The sequence below is a fragment of the Lyngbya sp. PCC 8106 genome, assembly GCF_000169095.1.
In the GTDB taxonomy this organism is placed as follows: domain Bacteria; phylum Cyanobacteriota; class Cyanobacteriia; order Cyanobacteriales; family Microcoleaceae; genus Capilliphycus.
Genome location: NZ_AAVU01000007.1, coordinates 58712 through 77257, shown reverse-complemented (window position 1 = coordinate 77257; position 18546 = coordinate 58712). Strand labels below are relative to the sequence as shown.

16 protein-coding genes are annotated in these 18546 nt (G+C 42.2%); 6 read left to right on the top strand and 10 right to left on the bottom strand.

Translation table 11 applies throughout. From position 1 onward, the window contains the following. Positions 1 to 15: 15 nt before the first annotated feature. The 3 genes from L8106_RS32015 to L8106_RS06805 are packed head-to-tail and all read right to left on the bottom strand — an operon-like array spanning position 16 to position 3223. On the bottom strand, positions 16 to 177 hold the full coding sequence (locus L8106_RS32015) for a hypothetical protein (RefSeq protein ID WP_009783503.1): 162 nt from the start codon (positions 175 to 177) through the stop codon (positions 16 to 18). Between the two features lie 51 nt (positions 178 to 228). Next, positions 229 to 2952 (bottom strand): cation-transporting P-type ATPase, encoded by a 2724-nt coding sequence (locus L8106_RS06810; protein ID WP_009783502.1) that lies wholly within the window; start codon positions 2950 to 2952, stop codon positions 229 to 231. Between the two features lie 46 nt (positions 2953 to 2998). Continuing rightward, positions 2999 to 3223, bottom strand: a complete 225-nt coding sequence (locus L8106_RS06805; RefSeq protein WP_039895633.1) for a hypothetical protein — start codon at positions 3221 to 3223, stop codon at positions 2999 to 3001. A gap of 468 nt (positions 3224 to 3691) precedes the next feature. Between L8106_RS06805 and L8106_RS06800 the strand changes: the two genes are divergently transcribed. Next, positions 3692 to 4210 carry a universal stress protein gene (locus L8106_RS06800; protein ID WP_009783501.1) on the top strand — a complete coding sequence of 173 codons (519 nt, stop codon included), beginning with the start codon at positions 3692 to 3694 and terminating at the stop codon, positions 4208 to 4210. A 70-nt stretch (positions 4211 to 4280) separates the two neighbouring features. After that, positions 4281 to 5432: a transaldolase gene (tal, locus tag L8106_RS06795; RefSeq protein ID WP_009783500.1), complete on the top strand. Its 1152-nt coding sequence runs from the start codon at positions 4281 to 4283 to the stop codon at positions 5430 to 5432. Positions 5433 to 5510: 78 nt separating this feature from the next. On the opposite strand, the gene L8106_RS06790 is transcribed toward tal, so the two are convergent. From L8106_RS06790 to L8106_RS32010, 3 genes are all read right to left on the bottom strand, one after another. Next, positions 5511 to 6512 (bottom strand): DnaJ C-terminal domain-containing protein, encoded by a 1002-nt coding sequence (locus L8106_RS06790; RefSeq protein ID WP_039895664.1) that lies wholly within the window; start codon positions 6510 to 6512, stop codon positions 5511 to 5513. Positions 6513 to 6579: 67 nt separating this feature from the next. Next, a complete protein-coding gene (dnaK, locus tag L8106_RS06785; RefSeq protein WP_009783498.1) occupies positions 6580 to 8580 on the bottom strand; it encodes a molecular chaperone DnaK in 2001 nt (666 codons plus the stop codon). 50 nt (positions 8581 to 8630) lie between these two features. Continuing rightward, positions 8631 to 9203: a hypothetical protein gene (locus L8106_RS32010; RefSeq protein ID WP_009783497.1), complete on the bottom strand. Its 573-nt coding sequence runs from the start codon at positions 9201 to 9203 to the stop codon at positions 8631 to 8633. Positions 9204 to 9320: 117 nt separating this feature from the next. Here L8106_RS32010 and pds point away from each other — a divergent pair, with 117 nt between their 5' ends. Further along, positions 9321 to 10775, top strand: coding sequence for a 15-cis-phytoene desaturase (gene pds / locus L8106_RS06765; protein WP_009783496.1), 1455 nt, complete (start codon positions 9321 to 9323; stop codon positions 10773 to 10775). Between the two features lie 44 nt (positions 10776 to 10819). Then, the gene (crtB, locus tag L8106_RS06760; protein WP_039895632.1) at positions 10820 to 11749 is read left to right on the top strand and encodes a 15-cis-phytoene synthase CrtB; all 930 of its coding nucleotides are present in this window, start codon (positions 10820 to 10822) and stop codon (positions 11747 to 11749) included. A 98-nt stretch (positions 11750 to 11847) separates the two neighbouring features. Here crtB and L8106_RS06755 read toward each other — a convergent pair whose 3' ends face one another. After that, positions 11848 to 12321 carry an RNA-binding protein gene (locus L8106_RS06755; RefSeq protein ID WP_009783494.1) on the bottom strand — a complete coding sequence of 158 codons (474 nt, stop codon included), beginning with the start codon at positions 12319 to 12321 and terminating at the stop codon, positions 11848 to 11850. A gap of 55 nt (positions 12322 to 12376) precedes the next feature. Here L8106_RS06755 and L8106_RS32005 point away from each other — a divergent pair, with 55 nt between their 5' ends. Continuing rightward, complete coding sequence (locus tag L8106_RS32005; protein WP_156803605.1) at positions 12377 to 12577, top strand: hypothetical protein; 201 nt, start codon at positions 12377 to 12379, stop codon at positions 12575 to 12577. Positions 12578 to 13105: 528 nt separating this feature from the next. On the opposite strand, the gene L8106_RS06750 is transcribed toward L8106_RS32005, so the two are convergent. Both L8106_RS06750 and L8106_RS06745 read right to left on the bottom strand, forming a co-directional pair. After that, the gene (locus L8106_RS06750) at positions 13106 to 15529 is read right to left on the bottom strand and encodes a zinc metalloprotease HtpX (protein ID WP_009783493.1); all 2424 of its coding nucleotides are present in this window, start codon (positions 15527 to 15529) and stop codon (positions 13106 to 13108) included. A gap of 175 nt (positions 15530 to 15704) precedes the next feature. After that, positions 15705 to 17267 (bottom strand): NB-ARC domain-containing protein, encoded by a 1563-nt coding sequence (locus L8106_RS06745; protein ID WP_009783492.1) that lies wholly within the window; start codon positions 17265 to 17267, stop codon positions 15705 to 15707. 278 nt (positions 17268 to 17545) lie between these two features. On the opposite strand from L8106_RS06745, the gene L8106_RS06740 reads away from it, so the two are divergent. After that, the gene (locus L8106_RS06740; protein ID WP_009783491.1) at positions 17546 to 17989 is read left to right on the top strand and encodes a DUF1036 domain-containing protein; all 444 of its coding nucleotides are present in this window, start codon (positions 17546 to 17548) and stop codon (positions 17987 to 17989) included. Positions 17990 to 18230: 241 nt separating this feature from the next. On the opposite strand, the gene L8106_RS06735 is transcribed toward L8106_RS06740, so the two are convergent. After that, positions 18231 to 18476: a type II toxin-antitoxin system HicB family antitoxin gene (locus L8106_RS06735; RefSeq protein ID WP_039895655.1), complete on the bottom strand. Its 246-nt coding sequence runs from the start codon at positions 18474 to 18476 to the stop codon at positions 18231 to 18233. Positions 18477 to 18546: the final 70 nt, after the last annotated feature.

Below are 18546 nucleotides of genomic sequence, written 5' to 3'. Positions count from 1 at the left end.
ACGTAGAGAATACGTTTAATTGGAGGTTGTAGTTCGATTACGCGCATCGTCTGCTTCCTCCTGCTGCTGTTGTTTAGAGAGAATTTTTTCCTGATCGGTAACAGCTTGATGATGGGCTTCTTCTCCTGCAAAATTCGCACCCCGTTCATCTTGATGAATTGATTCCTGTTCTTCCATCTAGCTTAAAGGAAATATGCTTTTGAGAAAACTGACTGCGGATAGATTGATTTACAATGCAAACCATTTAGAAGGAATGATCACTTTGAGTATCTGTCCGATGACTAATGGAATTAAACTTCCCCCTAAAATAAATCCCCATCCTTGCAAACCCGGATTAACTATTTTTAACACATTTGCTAAGGGAGAAAGATAAACCGCCATCAATAGTAAACCTGTACAAATTAATAACGCTAACCACACATAACGGTTAGTTGTGACTTCATTTTTAAACAATCCAGAGTTTGAATCCCGCATATTAAAAACGTGCCATAGGCGACCAAAAGCTAAGGTTAAAAATGAGATAGTCACGGCTTTATCTTCTTTCATTCCCAAACGACTTAAACACAGCCAAAAGATCCCCAAAACGGTTATCGCAATAATCACTCCATACAGCACAATTGCCATCCAATGACGCCGGGGTAAAATCGCTTCACTGCGATCGCGTGGCTTCTGTTTCATCAGGTTAGGACTTCCTTCTCCCACGCCTAAAGCTAACGCCGGAAACACATCGTTAACGGCATTCAAAAATAAAATTTGCAAGGGTAATAAAGGTAAGGGTGCGCCCACTAACGAAGTTGCAGCTACCGCAATAATTTCACCCATATTTCCCGAGAGCAAATAGATGGTAAACTTGCGAATATTCCCAAAGATTGCCCGTCCCTGTTCGACCGCAGCAACAATACTGGAAAAGGCATCATCTTGTAATACCATATCTGCCGCTTCTTGGGCGACTTGTGTTCCCCGTTTTCCCATCGCAATGCCAATATCTGCTTTCTTTAATGCGGGTGCATCGTTAACACCATCTCCGGTCATCGCAACAATCGCATTATGCTGTTGATGTAGGGTAACTAAATTTAATTTTTGTTCTGGACTAACGCGAGCAAAAATGGGAACTTGTTGTAATTCTTGCTTTTGTTGTTTAGATAAATTATCGAGAGATTGAAGTTCCTCACCTCGTCTGGCTTCGGCTTCTTGTTCGGTGGTTAAACCCACAGCCAAGCCAATATTACGAGCGGTAACGGGTTGATCTCCTGTCACCATGATCACTCTAATTCCTGCATCATGGCACGCTTTTAGTGAATACTTTACTTGTTCTCGGGGAGGATCGAGTAATCCCACTACCCCTAAAAGGGTCAGGTTTTCATAGGGTTCTGCTTCCGAATCATCTGTATTTTTAGAGGCAAAGGCAAGAATTCTTAATCCTTCTTTTGCTAATTGATCACAGCGTTCCCGCCAAGTTTTTTTGTCATCTTCGCTTAACTCTTGAACACCTTCTAAGGTTAATTGTTGATTACAAACGTCTAGAATATACTCGGGAGCGCCTTTAACTGCAAAACGATAACCTTGTTCATCTTCGTGAATGGTTGCCATCATTTTAGTATCGGAATCAAATGGCACATCTCGAACTTCTGGATAGGTTTGTAATATTTTTTCGCGGCGAAGCTCTCCTTTTGCCCCGACCACTAATAAGGCGACTTCCATCGGATCGCCAGTGGGTTTATCTTTGTGTTCGTTAAATTGGGGTAAGCTGGCTTTATTACACAAAACTCCCACTTCTAAGAGGGAGCGCAAACGGTCGTTTTCTTGGGGATTGATTGATTCTTCGTCTTGGGTAAATTCTCCTTCAATTTCTAACGCTTCTCCGCTCACTTTTACGATCCCAGAATCTAACGCAATTTGCGCTACAGTCATGCGATTTTCGGTTAAAGTTCCGGTTTTATCGGTACAGATAATATTGGTGGCTCCGAGAGTTTCTACAGCCGATAAACGGTTGATTAAAGCATTACGTTTTGCCATGCGCCACATTCCTCGCGCCAAGGCGACTGTCGCCACAATGGGAAGTCCTTCGGGAACCGCAGCCACAGCTAAAGCAATGGCGGTTTGTATCATCAAAAATAATTCTTTCCCCCCAATAATTCCCGCTCCCGCTACTAATACAGCAATGACTAATGTTACCCAAATTAAATTTTGACCGAGTTTATCGAGTCGCTGTTCTAAAGGGGTCGATTCTTGTTTCGCTTCGGCTGTCATTGAGGAAATATGACCGAGTTCCGTTTTCATTCCGGTTGCGACTACGACTCCTTCACCCGAACCCCGTGTAATTGCTGTTCCTTTAAACAGCATATTTGTACGTTCAGCCAGGGAAAGATCGCCTTCTAAAGCTTCTATTGTTTTACTAACAGGAAGGGATTCTCCGGTTAAAGCAGACTCATCAGCTTGCAGTTTAGATGCTTGCAAAATCCGCACATCTGCCGGAACTAAATCACCACTTTCAAGGACAACAATATCACCAGGAACCAGTTCTTCAGCAGAAATTTCTTGAACTTTTCCCTCGCGTCTAACGTTGGCTTTTGTACGACTGAGTTCTTGTAGAGACTCCATCGAATTAACGGCTTTTAGTTCGGTAAAAAAGCCAATCACTGTGTTTAAAAGAATAGCAATAATAATAGCAATTCCTTCTACCCAGTCTTGAAATGAAAAGGAGAGAATGGCGGCGATCGCTAATAGCCCAATAATTGGACTTTTAAATTGATCAATGAAGATTTGCCAGGAACTACGATGTTTGAGTTTTTGTAAGCGATTATGGCCGTACTTTTCTCGTCTTTTTTTGATATTAGAAGCGGAGAGTCCCTGGTTAGTTTCAACAGAAAGTTTATTCAGATTTTCTTCTGCTGAATGGGAGCTTGTCCACCGAATATCTAACTGTTCTTGTGGTTCTTTAGTTGAGGTCATGGGGTGTTAACCGAGTAGAGAGATAATCTAAAAAGTTGAAACTTTATTAAGCTAAGTTTTTAGAGGAAGAATGACCAAAGTGGGTTGTGGGAGTGATGGAATTTTGACTAACGTTTGCGATCGCAACTCCACCTAAATTTGCAGGTTGATCGTTGTATCGTTCTACTAGAAAGTCTGATAAAGTTTGCCGACAGTTTAAGCACAACCAACAGATTGTATGCTGACAAACATGACGAGTTAATTCTCCTGAACAGAGAGGACAGATAATCATTTTAAAAAAGGGTTGAATGAAAAGGTTTAAGTGAACTGGAGAGCTAAAATAACTCTATTGAGAACGTATTAATCAGATTTTTGATTCATCTCTGAGTCTTTGTATAGTAGTTTGTATTTGTAGCTTTTAGAGCTAATTTTCAGTATAAACTTATTAGGCATTAGATTTTTATACCTCCAGATAGAGATTTATCTAATACTTTTGGGAGATTTTTTAGACTAGAAATCAATAATAATAAATATACTTTTCAAATTGTAACATTTTTTATCATTTTACTTTTAAATTTACATCTTAAAATAGGAATACTTTTTAAAAATTGACCATCATTTGAGAGATAGAGATAGATATCCATCTTGTGACAGAAGATGTTACTGGTTTTCGATGTTATACTTGATAGTAATAGATTTTTAAAAGTTTTAGCAAGTCAATGCGCTGAAGTTATACACGTTAGAAAAAAGGTCTAATATTATGAGTTACAACAAAGTATTAGCTGCATTAGATCGATCTTCTCAGGGAGAAAATGTATTTGAAGAAGCTTTAAATATTGCTCACACTCAAAAAGCGGAATTACTGCTAATTTTTTGTACACAAAGGTGGACACAAATGCCAACTGTACCGCCCGTAGCAGCACCAACAGGAACCAGTTTACATCCTATGATGAGAATGTATCCTTCTATGACGGAAACAGAGGTATTACAAGCGACTGAACAAGAGATAAAAAAATCGAAAGCAGAAGCAGAAAGCTGGCTACATCACTATCAAACAGTCGCGGAGAAACAAGGAGTTTACGCTCAATATAGATGTATTCCATCTCGGGGAAATCCCGGCGAACTCATCTGTAAAACAGCTCAAGAATGGAATGCAGATTTAACTGTGGTAGGTCGTACAGGTCGCACAGGTTTAGAAGAAGCTTTTCTCGGAAGTGTGAGTAATCATGTCGTTCACCATGCGCCTTGTTCGGTGTTAGTGGTACAGAACAAAAACTAACTTGATGATCGCTTTTTTGTAAGAAGTGAAAAGTTTGTTTAAAAATTGACAAAATAGGAGAAAATTAACTATGGCTACGAATCATATTGCAGAAATTCGCCAGTACAATCAAAGCATTTGGATGGATTATCTAAATCGCAGTTTAATTAAATCAGGAGAACTCGAAGATTTAATCAAACATCTCAACATCCGAGGAATCACTTCCAATCCGGCTATTTTCAAGTCATCTATCATCGGAAATGAAAGTTATGATGCTGATATCAAAGCAGGGATTGAGAATAATCAGTCTGTGGAAGAAATTTGTACTCACTTAATTTTTGACGATATTCGCAACGCTTGTGATTCCTTTCGTCCGATATATGATGAAACTCAGGGATTAGATGGTTATGTTAGCATCGAAATCCCACCCAACCTAGCACGAGATACTCAAAAAACAATTTCAGAAGCTCGACGGTATTTTAACGAAATTAATCGTCCGAATGTAATGATTAAAATTCCGGGAACTCCCGAGGGAATTCCAGCGGTAGAACAGGTTATTTCTGAAGGCATTAATGTTAATGTGACGCTGTTATTTTCCGTAGATAGCTATTTAGAAGCTGCCCAAGCGTATATTCGCGGATTAGAGACACGAGTTAAGAATAATCAACCCATTGACTCAATTGCTTCAGTCGCAAGTTTCTTTCTCAGTCGAATCGATGTGAAAGTTGATCAGTTAATAGATGAAAGAATTAAAAAGATTGGGACTGAAAACTTAAACGAAGAAGCCCGTTTGAGTCAGATAAAAGGTAAAGTTGCGATTGCTAATGCTAAAATTGCCTATCAAAAATTCCTAGAAATTTTCGGGAGTGAACGCTGGAAAGCATTAGAAGAAAAAGGTGCAAATGCTCAACGCTTACTGTGGGCGAGTACCAGTACAAAAAACCCTGAATACAGCGATGTCATGTATATCGATGAATTGGTGGGAAAAAATACAGTCAATACAGTCCCTCTCGAAACCCTAAAAGCTTGCGCCGATCATTGTCATCCTTCTGGTGATCAAATAGAAACGGATGTAGATCAAGCTTATCAATTGATGGAAAGTTTGCAAGAGCCTGATATTGATATCAATTTAGATCGAGTCATGTCTGAACTCCTAGAAGAAGGAATTGATAAGTTTGTTCAGCCTTATGATGAGTTAATGAAATCTCTCAAAGAGAAAACGCAACAACTCGCAACGGTCTAGAAACAAATTTCAAGTGATCAAACGATCTTAAGATAGGGAGGTTATTAATAGCCTCCTTATTTTTTCAGCCCGCCCGAATTAAAGATCAACAGGTAAATCTTGGCGGGGTTTAAACGCTTCAACTTGACGTAATTTTTCATATAATTCTCGTTCTTGAGGACTGGGATCTGGAGGAAAAACGATTTTCAGTTCGACTAATTGATCGCCTCGTTTTCCGGTGCCGGTCGGATAACCTTTATTGGCTAAACGTAATCGTTTACCGGATGTTACACCCGGAGGAATTTTCATTTTTACCCAACCATCTAAAGTCGGAACTTCGATTTCACTTCCTAACACGGCTTCACTGGGAGTAATCGGAACTTCACAAAAAATATCGGAGCGTTCGAGTTTAAAATAGGGATGAGGGACAACATTAATTTTCAGATATAAATCCCCGCCTCCAATGCCTTGATTTCTCAAACGAATCCGTTGACCTGTGATCATTGCAGCAGGCATATTCACCTCTAAACTGCGCCCATCTTCTAAACGAATGCGTTCAGTTCCGCCTGTATAAGCTTTTTCTAACGGTAAAGTCAGTCGGGCTTCAATATCCCGTTTTGCTTCGCGAGAATCTGCCTTATAAACAGCTTTTGTGCGAGGGGAACGATAAGGATCAGAAGAAGCCACCCGAGGCGCGTCTGCGTTAACCGTTCTGACTTCTCGTCGTCGTCCTAATAATTGATCAATAAAGGTATTAAAATCAGCATAGTCTCCGAAATCAACCTCTTGAGTTTGAGTGCGACCATTGGTTGATTGATTTGCCCAAGTTTTCAAACCCGAAAAAGGAGAACGGGTGCGACCTTGAAATCCTTTTTGTTTCCAGAATTGACTATATTCGTCGTATTGCGCCCGTTTTTCGAGGTCAGAAAGAATGTGATAAGCTTCCCCAATATCTTTAAATTTTTCCTCAGCTTCTTTATCACCAGGATTGAGATCGGGGTGATATTGTCTGGCGAGTCGGCGATAGACTCTTTTAATTTCTTCTAAGGTTGCGTCTTTGGGAACGCCTAAAATTTGATAATAGTTACGAAAGTTTTGCATGATTGGGTTGATTGAGTTTTGCGTTTTAAGTTGAGAGTATCGACCGAATTTATTCCTCTGAAAAATTTTAGAGCCAATCATCCTCTTCTTCATCCCAGTCATCACTTTGGTAGTAACGTTTGGGGGTTCGACCTGGTTCTAAAGGTTCTGAACGAGGCGGATAGTCGCGGTAGTCATATCGTTCTTCCCGACGGCGATCGCTCCCTGAAAATGTTCGTCGGATCGAACCAAACAAATCATCTTCGTCCTCAGCACCCATTGCAGACACTTCTCGATTGATTTCATACAGGGCATCTTGTAAGTCCGCCCCAACTTGATCAATGCCGCGATCATCATCTCGTTCCAGGCTATCACGCAAAGCCCGAATTAAGGTTTCAATGCGTCCTCGCTGACGTTGGGCAAATTGCATTCCGTAGTCTAAGGCGACTTCTCGTAGTTGTCGTTCTGCTTGATAAGTCAAGGCTTGGGCGCGGTTGCGTTTTTCGACTCGTTCCCGTTGGAGTCGGTCTTGATCGGCAAATTGTTCCGCTTCTTGGATCATGCGGTTGACTTCTTCTTGAGAGAGAGTGGATGCGCCTTGAATGGTGACACTTTGTTCTCGTCCAGTGGTTTTATCGAGGGCTGTCACGAGTAAGATTCCATTCGCATCGATATCAAAAGATACCTGTACTTGAGGAACACCTCTTGGGGCGGGCGGAATTCCGGTGAGTTTAAATTTACCCAAGGATTTGTTATCGCTGGCTAATTCTCGTTCTCCTTGTAAGATATGGATTTCGACTAAAGTTTGGTTATTTTCCGAGGTGGAGAAAATATCTGAACGTCGCACAGGAATAGTGGTATTACGAGGGATGAGTTTTTTCATCACCCCGCCAATAGTTTCTAACCCAATAGATAGAGGGGTGACATCTAATAACAAGATATCTCGCACTTCTCCGGCTAAAATTCCGGCTTGAATGGCAGCGCCGACTGCTACGACTTCATCGGGGTTAACGCCTTGATTGGGTTCGCGATCAATGAGACTGTAAACCACTTGTTGCACCATCGGCATTCGGGTTGATCCGCCGACTAATACGACTTCATCAATCCGATCTGGACTGAGATTGGCATCAGCTAAAGCGCGTTTGATCGGACGACGTAGGCGTTGAACCAAGTCAGCACATAATCCTTCAAATTCGCCTCTACTGAGTCGATAGTCGAGATGTTTCGGCCCTTCTTCAGTGGCGGTAATAAACGGTAGGTTGATTTCGGTGACACCGACCCCTGAAAGTTCAATTTTGGCTTTTTCGGCAGCCTCAGTCAACCGTTGTAGGGATTGGCGGTTGCGTCTGAGATCGACTCCTTCTTGTTCGAGAAATTGATCGGCTAACCAATCGACGATTTTTTGGTCAAAGTCATTTCCTCCGAGTTGAGTGTCGCCACTGGTTGCTTTGACTTCAAAGACGCCATCGCCAACTTCGAGGATGGAAACGTCAAAGGTGCCTCCACCTAAGTCAAAGACGAGTATGGTTTCATATTCGCGTTTTTCCATGCCATAGGCAAGAGAGGCGGCAGTCGGTTCGTTGAGGATGCGTTTAACATCGAGTCCAGCAATTCGTCCAGCATCACGGGTGGCTTGGCGTTGGGAGTCGTTAAAGTAGGCGGGAACGGTAATCACAGCCCCGGTGACTTCTTCGCCGAGATAACGGGTGGCCTCTTCGGCTAACTTTCGCAAGACCATTGCTGAGATTTCTTCGGGTGCAAAGTCTTTTTTCAAGCGAGGACAACGAATTCTGACATTGCCGACTTCATCACGACGAACGGTATAAGGAACTCGTTTGGAGGCGGGGTTGAGATCAGTGTATTTATTCCCCATGAGTCGCTTCACCCCAAAATAGGTGTTTTGTGGATCTAAAATGGCTTGTCGTCTGGCCATTTGTCCAACGATACGTTCCCCTTCTCGGGTAAAACCAACGACGGATGGGGTTGTCCGCATTCCTTCAGAATTAGCGATCACGATAGGTTTTCCGGCCTCCATGACAGCGACCACAGAGTTGGTTGTCCCCAGGTCAATGCCGACTACTCTACCCATGCGTTGGTTTTCTCCTTATGTGCTTCGATTTGGCTTGGTTGTCCGATCATCTATTTTATCGTGTCAAGTAAGGCAAAAGGCAATTCTAAACTTCTGACGACTGACATCACGACTTCTTTCTCCCCATCTCCCCATCTCCCCATCTCTCCACCTCCCCACCTCCCCATCTCCCCATCTCCCCAACTCCCCACCTCCCCATCTCCCCATCTCCCCATCTCTCCACCTCCCCATCTCCCCATCTCCCCATCTCCCCATCTCCCCATCTCCCCATCTCTCCATCTCCCCATCTCCCCATCTCTCCACCTCCCCACCTCCCCATCTCCCCATCTCCCCAACTCCCCAACTCCCCATCTCCCCATCTCCCCATCTCTCCACCTCCCCATCTCCCCATCTCCCCATCTCCCCATCTCCCCATCTCCCCATCTCTCCATCTCCCCATCTCCCCATCTCCCCATCTCTCCACCTCCCCATCTCCCCATCTCCCCAACTCCCCATCTCCCCATCTCCCCATCTCCCCATCTCGCCACCTCCCCATCTCCCCATCTCCCCATCTCCCCATCTCCCCATCTCCCCATCTCTCCACCTCCCCATCTCCCCATCTCCCCATCTCCCCATCTCCCCATCTCTCCACCTTCCTATTTTCCCAACTTCTGAACTTCAAATAAATCTACACCTTGAATGTAACAAGATGTAAAGTATAATGAGAACAAAACACAAGCACATAGACTATAAGGTTATCAATGCGAGTTGCGATCGCCGGAGCAGGTTTAGCAGGCTTATCTTGTGCCAAATATCTCACGGATTTGGGTCATACGCCCATTCTTTTAGAACGACGAGATGTATTGGGTGGCAAGGTGGCTGCATGGAAAGACGAAGACGGGGACTGGTACGAAACGGGTTTGCACATTTTTTTCGGTGCCTATCCAAATATGTTGCAGCTTTTTAAAGAACTCGGGATCGAGGATCGGCTGCAATGGAAAGAACACACAATGATTTTTAATCAGCCGGAAAAGCCAGGCACCTATTCTCGGTTCGATTTTCCCGATCTGCCTGCTCCGATTAATGGAGTTATAGCGATCCTGCGTAATAATGATATGCTCACTTGGCCGGAGAAGATCCGGTTTGGTTTGGGATTGATTCCGGCGATGATTCAGGGGCAAAACTATGTTGAGCAGATGGATAAATATTCCTTTTCCCAGTGGCTAGAACAGCAAAATGTTCCGCCTCGGGTTGAGAAGGAAGTGTTTATCGCTATGTCAAAAGCTCTTAACTTTATTAACCCGGATGAGATTTCAGCAACCATTATTCTGACGGCTCTCAACCGCTTTCTACAAGAGAAAAATGGCTCAAAGATGGCGTTTTTGGATGGTTCACCCACAGAGCGCCTTTGTCAGCCGATTGTAGATTATATTACGGAACGAGGGGGAGAAGTCCGACTCAACTCACCGATTAGAAAGTTTTTATTGAATGCCGATACTAGCATCAGTGGCTTTCAGGTGGGCGGATCAGACGAGATACTGACAGCCGATGCTTATGTTTCGGCGATGCCAGTTGATCCGCTGAAGTTGATGTTACCTGAACCTTGGCAGCAATTGGATTATTTTCAAAAGCTAGAGGGTTTAGAGGGCGTTCCGGTGATTAACGTGCATCTGTGGTTTGATCGCAAGCTGACTGATATTGATCATCTGCTGTTTTCGCGATCGCCACTTCTGAGTGTGTATGCAGATATGAGTAATACTTGCAAGGCTTATTCTGACCCTGATCGTTCAATGTTAGAGTTGGTTTTAGCTCCTGCTAAAGACTGGATCGCCAAGTCCGATGAGGAGATTGTCGCAATAACGATGGCCGAATTGGAAAAATTATTTCCGGAACAAATTCCTCATCAGGCGAAGTTGTTGAAGTCTCATGTGGTGAAAACGCCTCGTTCGGTGTATAAAGCCATTCCAGGCGCTCAGGCTTGTCGTCCGTCTCAAGTCACACCGATTCCCAATTTCTTTTTAACTGGGGATTATACGATGCAACGATATCTGGGTAGTATGGAAGGTGCTGTACTTTCTGGTAAACTAACAGCGCAAGCTATTAGTCAGGACTCAGCCTTAATTGATAAGCAAGCCCAGGCTGCTGTGGTTGATTCTACTCTTGATGGAAGTTCACCCACTGTCAATTCCCAACCCCGCACCCCTGTTACGCAATAACCAACCGATTTACGGCTGATAGCGACAGAGCAGAAAAACGACGAATGCTACAACTGTCTAAGTCCCTCCGGATGAGAACTCTGGCTTCCTTGGAAGACTCCTACGAACTCTGTCGTCAGATTACTGCGGAGTATTCCAAAACTTTCTATATGGGAACTCAGCTTATGCCATTCGCCAAACGTCGGGCGATCTGGGCAATTTATGTCTGGTGTCGCCGTACCGATGAATGGGTTGATGGGCCATTAGCGAGTTCAACAACGGCTGAAACTTTGGATCATTGGGAAAAACACCTCGAATCTATTTTTGCAGGAGATCCCATTGATGATGAAGACGTGGCTCTAGTGGATACTCTCAGCCAGTTTCCTCTAGATATTCAGCCGTTTCGAGATATGATTGCGGGTCAACGTATGGATCTGTACCGCAGTCGATATGAAACCTTTGAAGAGTTGAAACTGTACTGCTATCGGGTGGCGGGTACAGTTGGGTTGATGTCTATGGCTGTGATGGGTGTTGCCCAATCTGGCCAAAAGGCTCCCTGGGATCAAGAACAAGGTTTTGATATCCCGACAGATAAAGCGATCGCTCTTGGAATTGCAAATCAACTGACGAACATTCTCCGAGATGTGGGTGAGGATGCTCGCCGAGGTCGTATTTATCTTCCTCTAGAAGAGTTAGCCTTGTTCAACTACACCCAAGACGATTTATTGAACGGAGTTGTCGATGATCGCTGGCGAGAACTAATGCGCTTTCAAATTCAGCGAGCGCGTAAATATTACACTCTAGCCGAGTGCGGAATTCGTGCCTTGAGTCCTGATATTCGCTGGCCGGTTTGGTCAGCATTGCTTCTCTACAGCAAGATTCTGAATGAAATTGAGCGCAACCAGTACGATGTTTTTAGCAAACGAGCCTATGTTCCGACTCGGCGTAAGTTGCTTTGTTTACCTGTTGCGCTTTTGAGATCGAAGGTCTTGTAATTTTGAACCGGTTGATCCCACTCCGAATTGAATTAAATAACCCGCCGAAAATTAATTCTGGCGGGTTTTGTCTTATCAGAAAATAAAAACTCGGGATTTTAATTGGTGGTTTGAGCGTTGAGCATTTCTTTGAGTTTCTCTAGCTGATCGGCCCAACGCGGATCGGGTTGAACAGAGTCGCTAGAACCTGATGAACTGCTTGAAGAACTCGAAGATGTATTCCCTCCTCGATTTGATTTTTTCTTCTTCCCAGCACCGGAAGTTTTAGCCGCAGGACGAGATTCTTCTTCGGATGCACCTTCGGGTTTGTCACTTTTGCCTTTTTTACGGGGTAAGGCTTTTTCGATTTTGAGGGGATTTTCCTTGAACATGAAGCCGTTGTATTTTTCAACAATTTGATCGGCTATTTCATCGGTTTGTACTGTCACAAAACCAAAGCCTCGACATTTTCCAGTCTTACGATCTGTAATGACTTTGGCTGAGACACTATCTCCTTCCTCGACAAAAACGTCCTGCAATTCTTTGCGCTCGAGTTCTTTGGGAAGATTTCCGACATAAAGACGAACTGGCATGAGTAAAGCCTCCAATTATTAACTAAAATGAGCTAGCTAGAAAACTTAGCATTGCATGAAAAACGGTCGTGTACCGCCTCCGTCAATTGACGCCGGAGAAATCTACGACTGCTCTTTTCTAAATAAAAAACATCTGGTATTGAACAATACTCTCGAAGGGGAGAGTCTTTTTGCTCTGAGTCGCAAAAAAATTGACAACTTTTTCTTTGTCTACGCCAACTCACCGGGTGACTTTGTAACTTCTTCTCCACCTTGATTTGCTGATGCAGAAAACTATAATTTGTTAGGCTGCTTTGTAAACTTCCGGTCATTTCTCAATAACTTACTACCGTATACACTTTCTATTCCTTTGGGTGTCGATGAAAACACTTGGAACCCAGACTATAAAACTAATATCAATGGATTTCAGCTTCCTGTTGATGTAACGCCTATTCAAGTTTAGTACACCCAATGGTACAAAATAGAACATTTGGAGAAAAAGTCGTTTGATCAGATACCTGTTCACTAAAAAACAGCAACACAGTTATAAAACTCTGCTCTCTATTATTCCTAACCGGATAATTTCAAGCCATTTTCTAAGATATCATAGCTGCGAGCATATTTCTAGTAAGTTGTTCAAATTTTTCTGATTGTAACAGGAATGTCTTCACGGATCTTTCTTCCAATTGATTGAAGCCTTCCTTTGACATACCCAACAGGTGAATCCACTATTAAAGGTTTGTAAACAAATGTAACACTGAGTTGAGCAAAATGCAAATCTAACATTCTTAAAACTTACAAAAACTTAGAATCCTCCCTGAGAAATCATATAAGCTCCCCAAAAAGTGAGAGCGCAAGCTAAGATTGTAGACCAAATGGGATGCCCTGCTGTCAAGATTACTTGACGATCTTGAGTTTCGATTGTCTCAACATCTATCCAAGCAGTCGCCCCTCGTCGCCACCATCCGGTTACATTCATCGACTTGCCAATTAGATCAACCGGATGAGTTGACTTGCCAAAGTTTGCTAAAGGAGTCAACACTGGAATGTAATGCAGCTTGATCGCCCCTGTCGAGGTTTGTAAAATCAAATCCTGTCCCATTAAATTACTCAACCCCTTTCTCCCTAAGAGTTTCCCCTCCAGACGCAGCGGTTGACTATCAATCGGCAAGGCATTAGGATTAGTCAATAGATTCACCAAATTGGGATTGGGCAATAGTGTTGCGGGTTTAATGTCTGGAAAGAATGAATTGATGCGAATGAAAATCCCTAAACTGCAAGCGAGGGGAATGCAACCTGCCAAAATCCAAAAATCCCCAAGTAGCCATTCTAACTGCCATACCCCCACAGTTGAAAAAATTCCGCCCAATAACCACAATAGACTTCCTAGCATCAAACCCGCCGGAATTCCAAAATAAGGCGCCCCTTGCAGCAGCAAACGACTGTGTTGCTTCGACAGAGGGGAGAGAGAAGCAGAATTTTCCGCAGATAAATCAAACTCGGTGTTCAATTTCCAAAAACTTGCATAGTGAGAGAGTATCAACAAGCGATCGCCAATTACTGGATGCGTGTTATTGACGGACAACCATTTGCGATCAGGATTTGTTAAATCCCAACTGAGCAGAGACTCAATCTTACCATAGGCTGCTACATTGCTGAAGATCATTGCTTGTTTGTAGCTAACGGGCATCAATAGATCAAATCCTTCTAATAAGCTGCTTGTACCTTGCTGCTGTATCTCGGTTGCCATTCCCATCGCTATCTTCACAATAGCACGAGTCAGTCCATTGGGATTTCCAGTCAGGTTGCAAGCGATCCGATCACTATAATAGACTCGTCGGCGAGAAATCCAGAATGTAGGTAAACGCAAAATTCGATATAACCCATAACTCAAAGGTGAAACAATGGTAAAAACTGGGTTGATAATCTTGCTCAGAAATGATAAGCTTGATTTCACAAAATTTGGGATAAACTGGGGAAGTCTATTGACTAAATCAAATGAGTTTTCAACCCAGTTTGCAGACTGCCAATAAAGCTGATAGGGAACTTGAATAATCATTGTTACTAAAGTCATCACGAGAAAATCCCACTGACCTATTGAAGCGATTTCTCGGGCATAAATGACGGCAATTTCATCTTCTGAAAGTTGATTAAGTAATCCCTGACTGACCACAATTCTCGCAAATCTCGGCCAACACCCGTAACTCATGGCGATGGGTGCATCGGTGGGTAATACTCTGAGTGTCGGCACTTTCCAATTGCGTTGTTGACAATAACTTCTTAAAATCCGATTGGCTTCTTGGCTGTGCTTAAATAACGTCGTCATCGGTAAAGGTTTCATCCCATAAGCCAGTTTTAACAACCCATCTAATAGCCAAGGCGACAACACAAATAATACCGCAAAACTAATATAAACAAATTGAGTTGGATCGCGATAAAACAGTTGTATCGGGTTAACAAACGGCAACCACAATAACAAATTATTTGCCGTATCCATCAAAAATTCGATTAACTTGGGTACAAACCAAATAAACGCAAAAACCGTTAAAGCTTGTTCTATATAAAATCGGTTTAATTTTAAAGGTTTTAAACGTCGCCATTGAGTCGCGCGTTCAGCTTGTTTCCACGTGAATTGATGAACTTCTGTTGAGGGGGGTTCTTCTTCGATGATTTCTTCGGTTTTGATTATTGTTTTTTGGGGTTGGGAATAATCAGGATTTTCTTCTGGAAGTTTAGGTAAATTAGAATTAGATGAGTTGATAGAAGTTTGATGATTTTTTGGGACTTCGGAACGAAACTGATTAAGTTCTACGTCAACAGAAGGCTGTTTTTGAGGAGGTTCAAAGGGAACAAAACCCGCATCTTTTGATGAGGGAGTGGTATTTTTATGATTAGCTTGTGCTTCGGTTTCTAACGAATAACGGTTTGTTAATTCTTTTAAGGTTTTTTCCGCCCAACTTTTAACTTTTGCTTTGGGATGTTGTGTTAAGTTTTGACAAAGGGCGATCGCTTTTTGAAGGTTGCGAGTGCGTTCATAGGCGACAACTAACGCCATTTTCGCCCGCATTCCGGCGCTTCTGTGCGGTTGAGACTCGGCGATCGCTTCGAGATGGGTGATCGCTTTTTGATACTGTTTCTGTTTCAGCGCTGCTAACCCCGTTTCGAGAGAAGGATTTTCTTCTGGTGAGTTTTCTGAACCCGACGCAGGAGGACGAGGAGTAGATGACATGATGTTTCCTCCACTTGGACTTCTTTTTAAGATAGCTTAGTGTGGGGGTGTTTAGAGTATTTTATCAGATTATTACAAGATTTTTCTAACTTTTGGCGGCTTTGTGGAGATTTTTAAATCAGTTTGTAGAGATAGAAGTTAGCTTAAGTTTAATTAATTCAATTGAGTTAATTCGTTATGAAGCCGAGGATAAAACCTCTTGCAAATAGAAGTTAATTAGAGGATTAATCGAGTAGTAATATTGACCTGCTTCAATTTTCATTGAAATCATTGATCGCTTTTCTAATGAATCCAATATTTTGATCAGTTCTGAACAATCGCAGGATTGAGAAGGGTCGCAGAGTTGAGTTAAAGTTATACAATCTGTTGAACCTGCTATCTTATAGAGAAGCTTTTTTTCAGTTTTAGAGAGTCGCTGGAACTGATGAGTGAGGCGATCGCCAAACTCCCCAAAGAAAGGCGGATATTTTAGAAACTCGGTTGTATTACCAGCAAATACGGTTTGAATTGTTTTTCCAACGGTTTGTAAAGCGAGGGGATTTCCGTGATATTCACTGACTAGCTGTTCCAGATTTTCTTCTTCGACTATTCCTTCATGTTTGAGGAGTTGTTGTGCATTTTCAGGTTTTAAACCCTTAACTTTTAAGCAACAAACGGCTTGATTTTTTCCCGTTAATCTACTAATTGTTCTCGGGGTTTCACTGCTGGTTAGTAGCAAACAGCTTTGATGGAGAAGTTGACCCATTTTGTTGAGAAATTCTCCGTAGGGTTGATATCCTTCTTTATACTGACCCACTAACGTATTGGGTTGAAATAGGGATTCCCAATTATCTAAAATTATTAAGCAGCGATGTTTTTCGAGAAACTTAATGAGGGTTCGTATTCCGTCAGCAATAATAACAGATTGGTTAAAGTTTGAGGTCGAGACTCTAGATTGAACTAATTTCTGAAATAATTGACTGATTAAATATTCCTCTGGGTGTTCTGAAGTTTGAGATTCACTGAAAAATTGAATCAAATCTGTGAGAAGATGAGTAAAAGGCGGAGCATGATCGAGATTTCGCCAAATAATATATTCAAAATCTTCTTGTATTTGTCCCGCCAATTTAGAAGCCAGCGAAGTTTTTCCAACCCCTTGTATTCCTGAAATTGCTATAACCCGACAGCGATCATCGATTATCCATTGTTTGAGTGTTGTCAGTTCAGTCTCCCGTCCGTAAAATGTAGAAACATCAATCGCTTCTATCGAGTCAATTTTTTGGGGTTTAACAGGTGAAGGGGTTGTGAGGGGAGTCGAGGTTGTCAGGGGTTGTTGTGAAGAATCTTCGGCTATTTTTTGGGCAATCTTTACGGCTTGATCAGTCGGAATTTCTTCGTTATTCAGATAGATTTCAAGTTGATATCCTGCCGCTTCGAGAAATACAGAAACATCTTTCCAATGTCGTAGAGATTTCTTGGTTATGACTTCCACATAACGATACAATCCCCTTGATAAATCCACCCTTAAACCCGAACAATTTCGATGAAGTGCAGTGGCAATTTCCGAGGGACTCGAACCACACAGCAACCCCCGCAGGACAGTTTTTTCTGTTTTGGTGAGTTTTTGTTTCTCACTATTTTTATGGAATTGTTTGGCGGTGGTGAGGTCTGAGTAGAGTTGTTCAAGGTTCCAGTTGTCCTCCGCTTCGAGAAACTTCTGGCCCAGTGAACGGTTCGATTGACTGGTTGAAGTTGCCATTACATTTTATAGGATAAAGGGTTTTGATCACCCTGTAAAGCTTATTTCTATTCTTCTCAGAACGAGCGTGAAATTACGGAGAAGCTAATGTAACCACCCCTAAATACTCCGTAAAAATACTTAAGCTTCACCGGATAGTTTTTACCGTACCTAACAAACCTAACACGTTACCTAACACCTTGTCTAGTTTACCTAACAAAATTTATCGAAAACTCCTAATAGTTGTTAGGTGACATCAAAATGAGAGTTAGTTTATTCTTAATTTAAGAACTGAATTGATGGAAAAAAATATGCAGAACATTTTTAAATTTGGAATAATAGCGGTATTAAGTCTTGTAGGATCTGTAGCTTTCCATTCAGAACCAGCCCAAGCTTACATGAAAGTGTGTAATCGAACTGGAAGTACAGTTCGGGCGGCTTTTGCCTATGGAGAGCAAGGTATTTGGAGAAATAGATCGTGGTTCTACATTAATGATGGCACTTGTCAGGTTGTCTACCATCCCGAGTTATGGAACCGTTACTACTACTTTTATGCAGAAGCTCTTAGTGGTGGATATTATTGGACAGGTGACATGAGCTTTTGTGTAAATAGCGATTACGGCAAGAAAACAACAGTTAGTACTCCAATAAATGCTAGTCAATGTAGCAGAGGGCAAAAAATAATTCGGATGCAGGAAGTTGATACTCATAAAACAAAGGATTATGTTATGAATTTGAGGTAGGTAATAGAGTATATGAGTAGTAGATTAGGTTGAATCCTATGAAACTTAGAGCTGGCTACTCAACTCATACCAGTTAACATTATAATTTGCAACCGCACAAAACCTAAAATATAAAAGCAAAGGGTAGAGTATTCTCTATCCTTTTTTGTTGTTCAAAGTCGGTGGAATTGAACCGAAGTCCAACTCAATCTTTAATTTTATAGAGTTAAAAATGCGATCGCGATTGTGTTCGTTTAAAAGCTTACCCTTGCAAAGCTGACGGATAGAGCTTAAACTTATTGTTGTCTGGCAATTTGTGACCCTGAGCAACACCAATTAATATCCATTCTTCTAGAACTTCTAATAGTTCATTACGGCATTCTTCTAAAGTGTTTCCAGTTGCCCAGACTCCTGTAGCGCCCGGAATTGAACCATAAAAACCTTCATTATCTTCGAGTATTTCATACTGCGCTGTCTGCATTGCATTTTGAAGATATTCTTGAATCATTTTTCGAGTTTCATTTCTTGGTTGAACAATTGATGGGTTAACGATAATATAGCAGTGTGAAATAATTCGG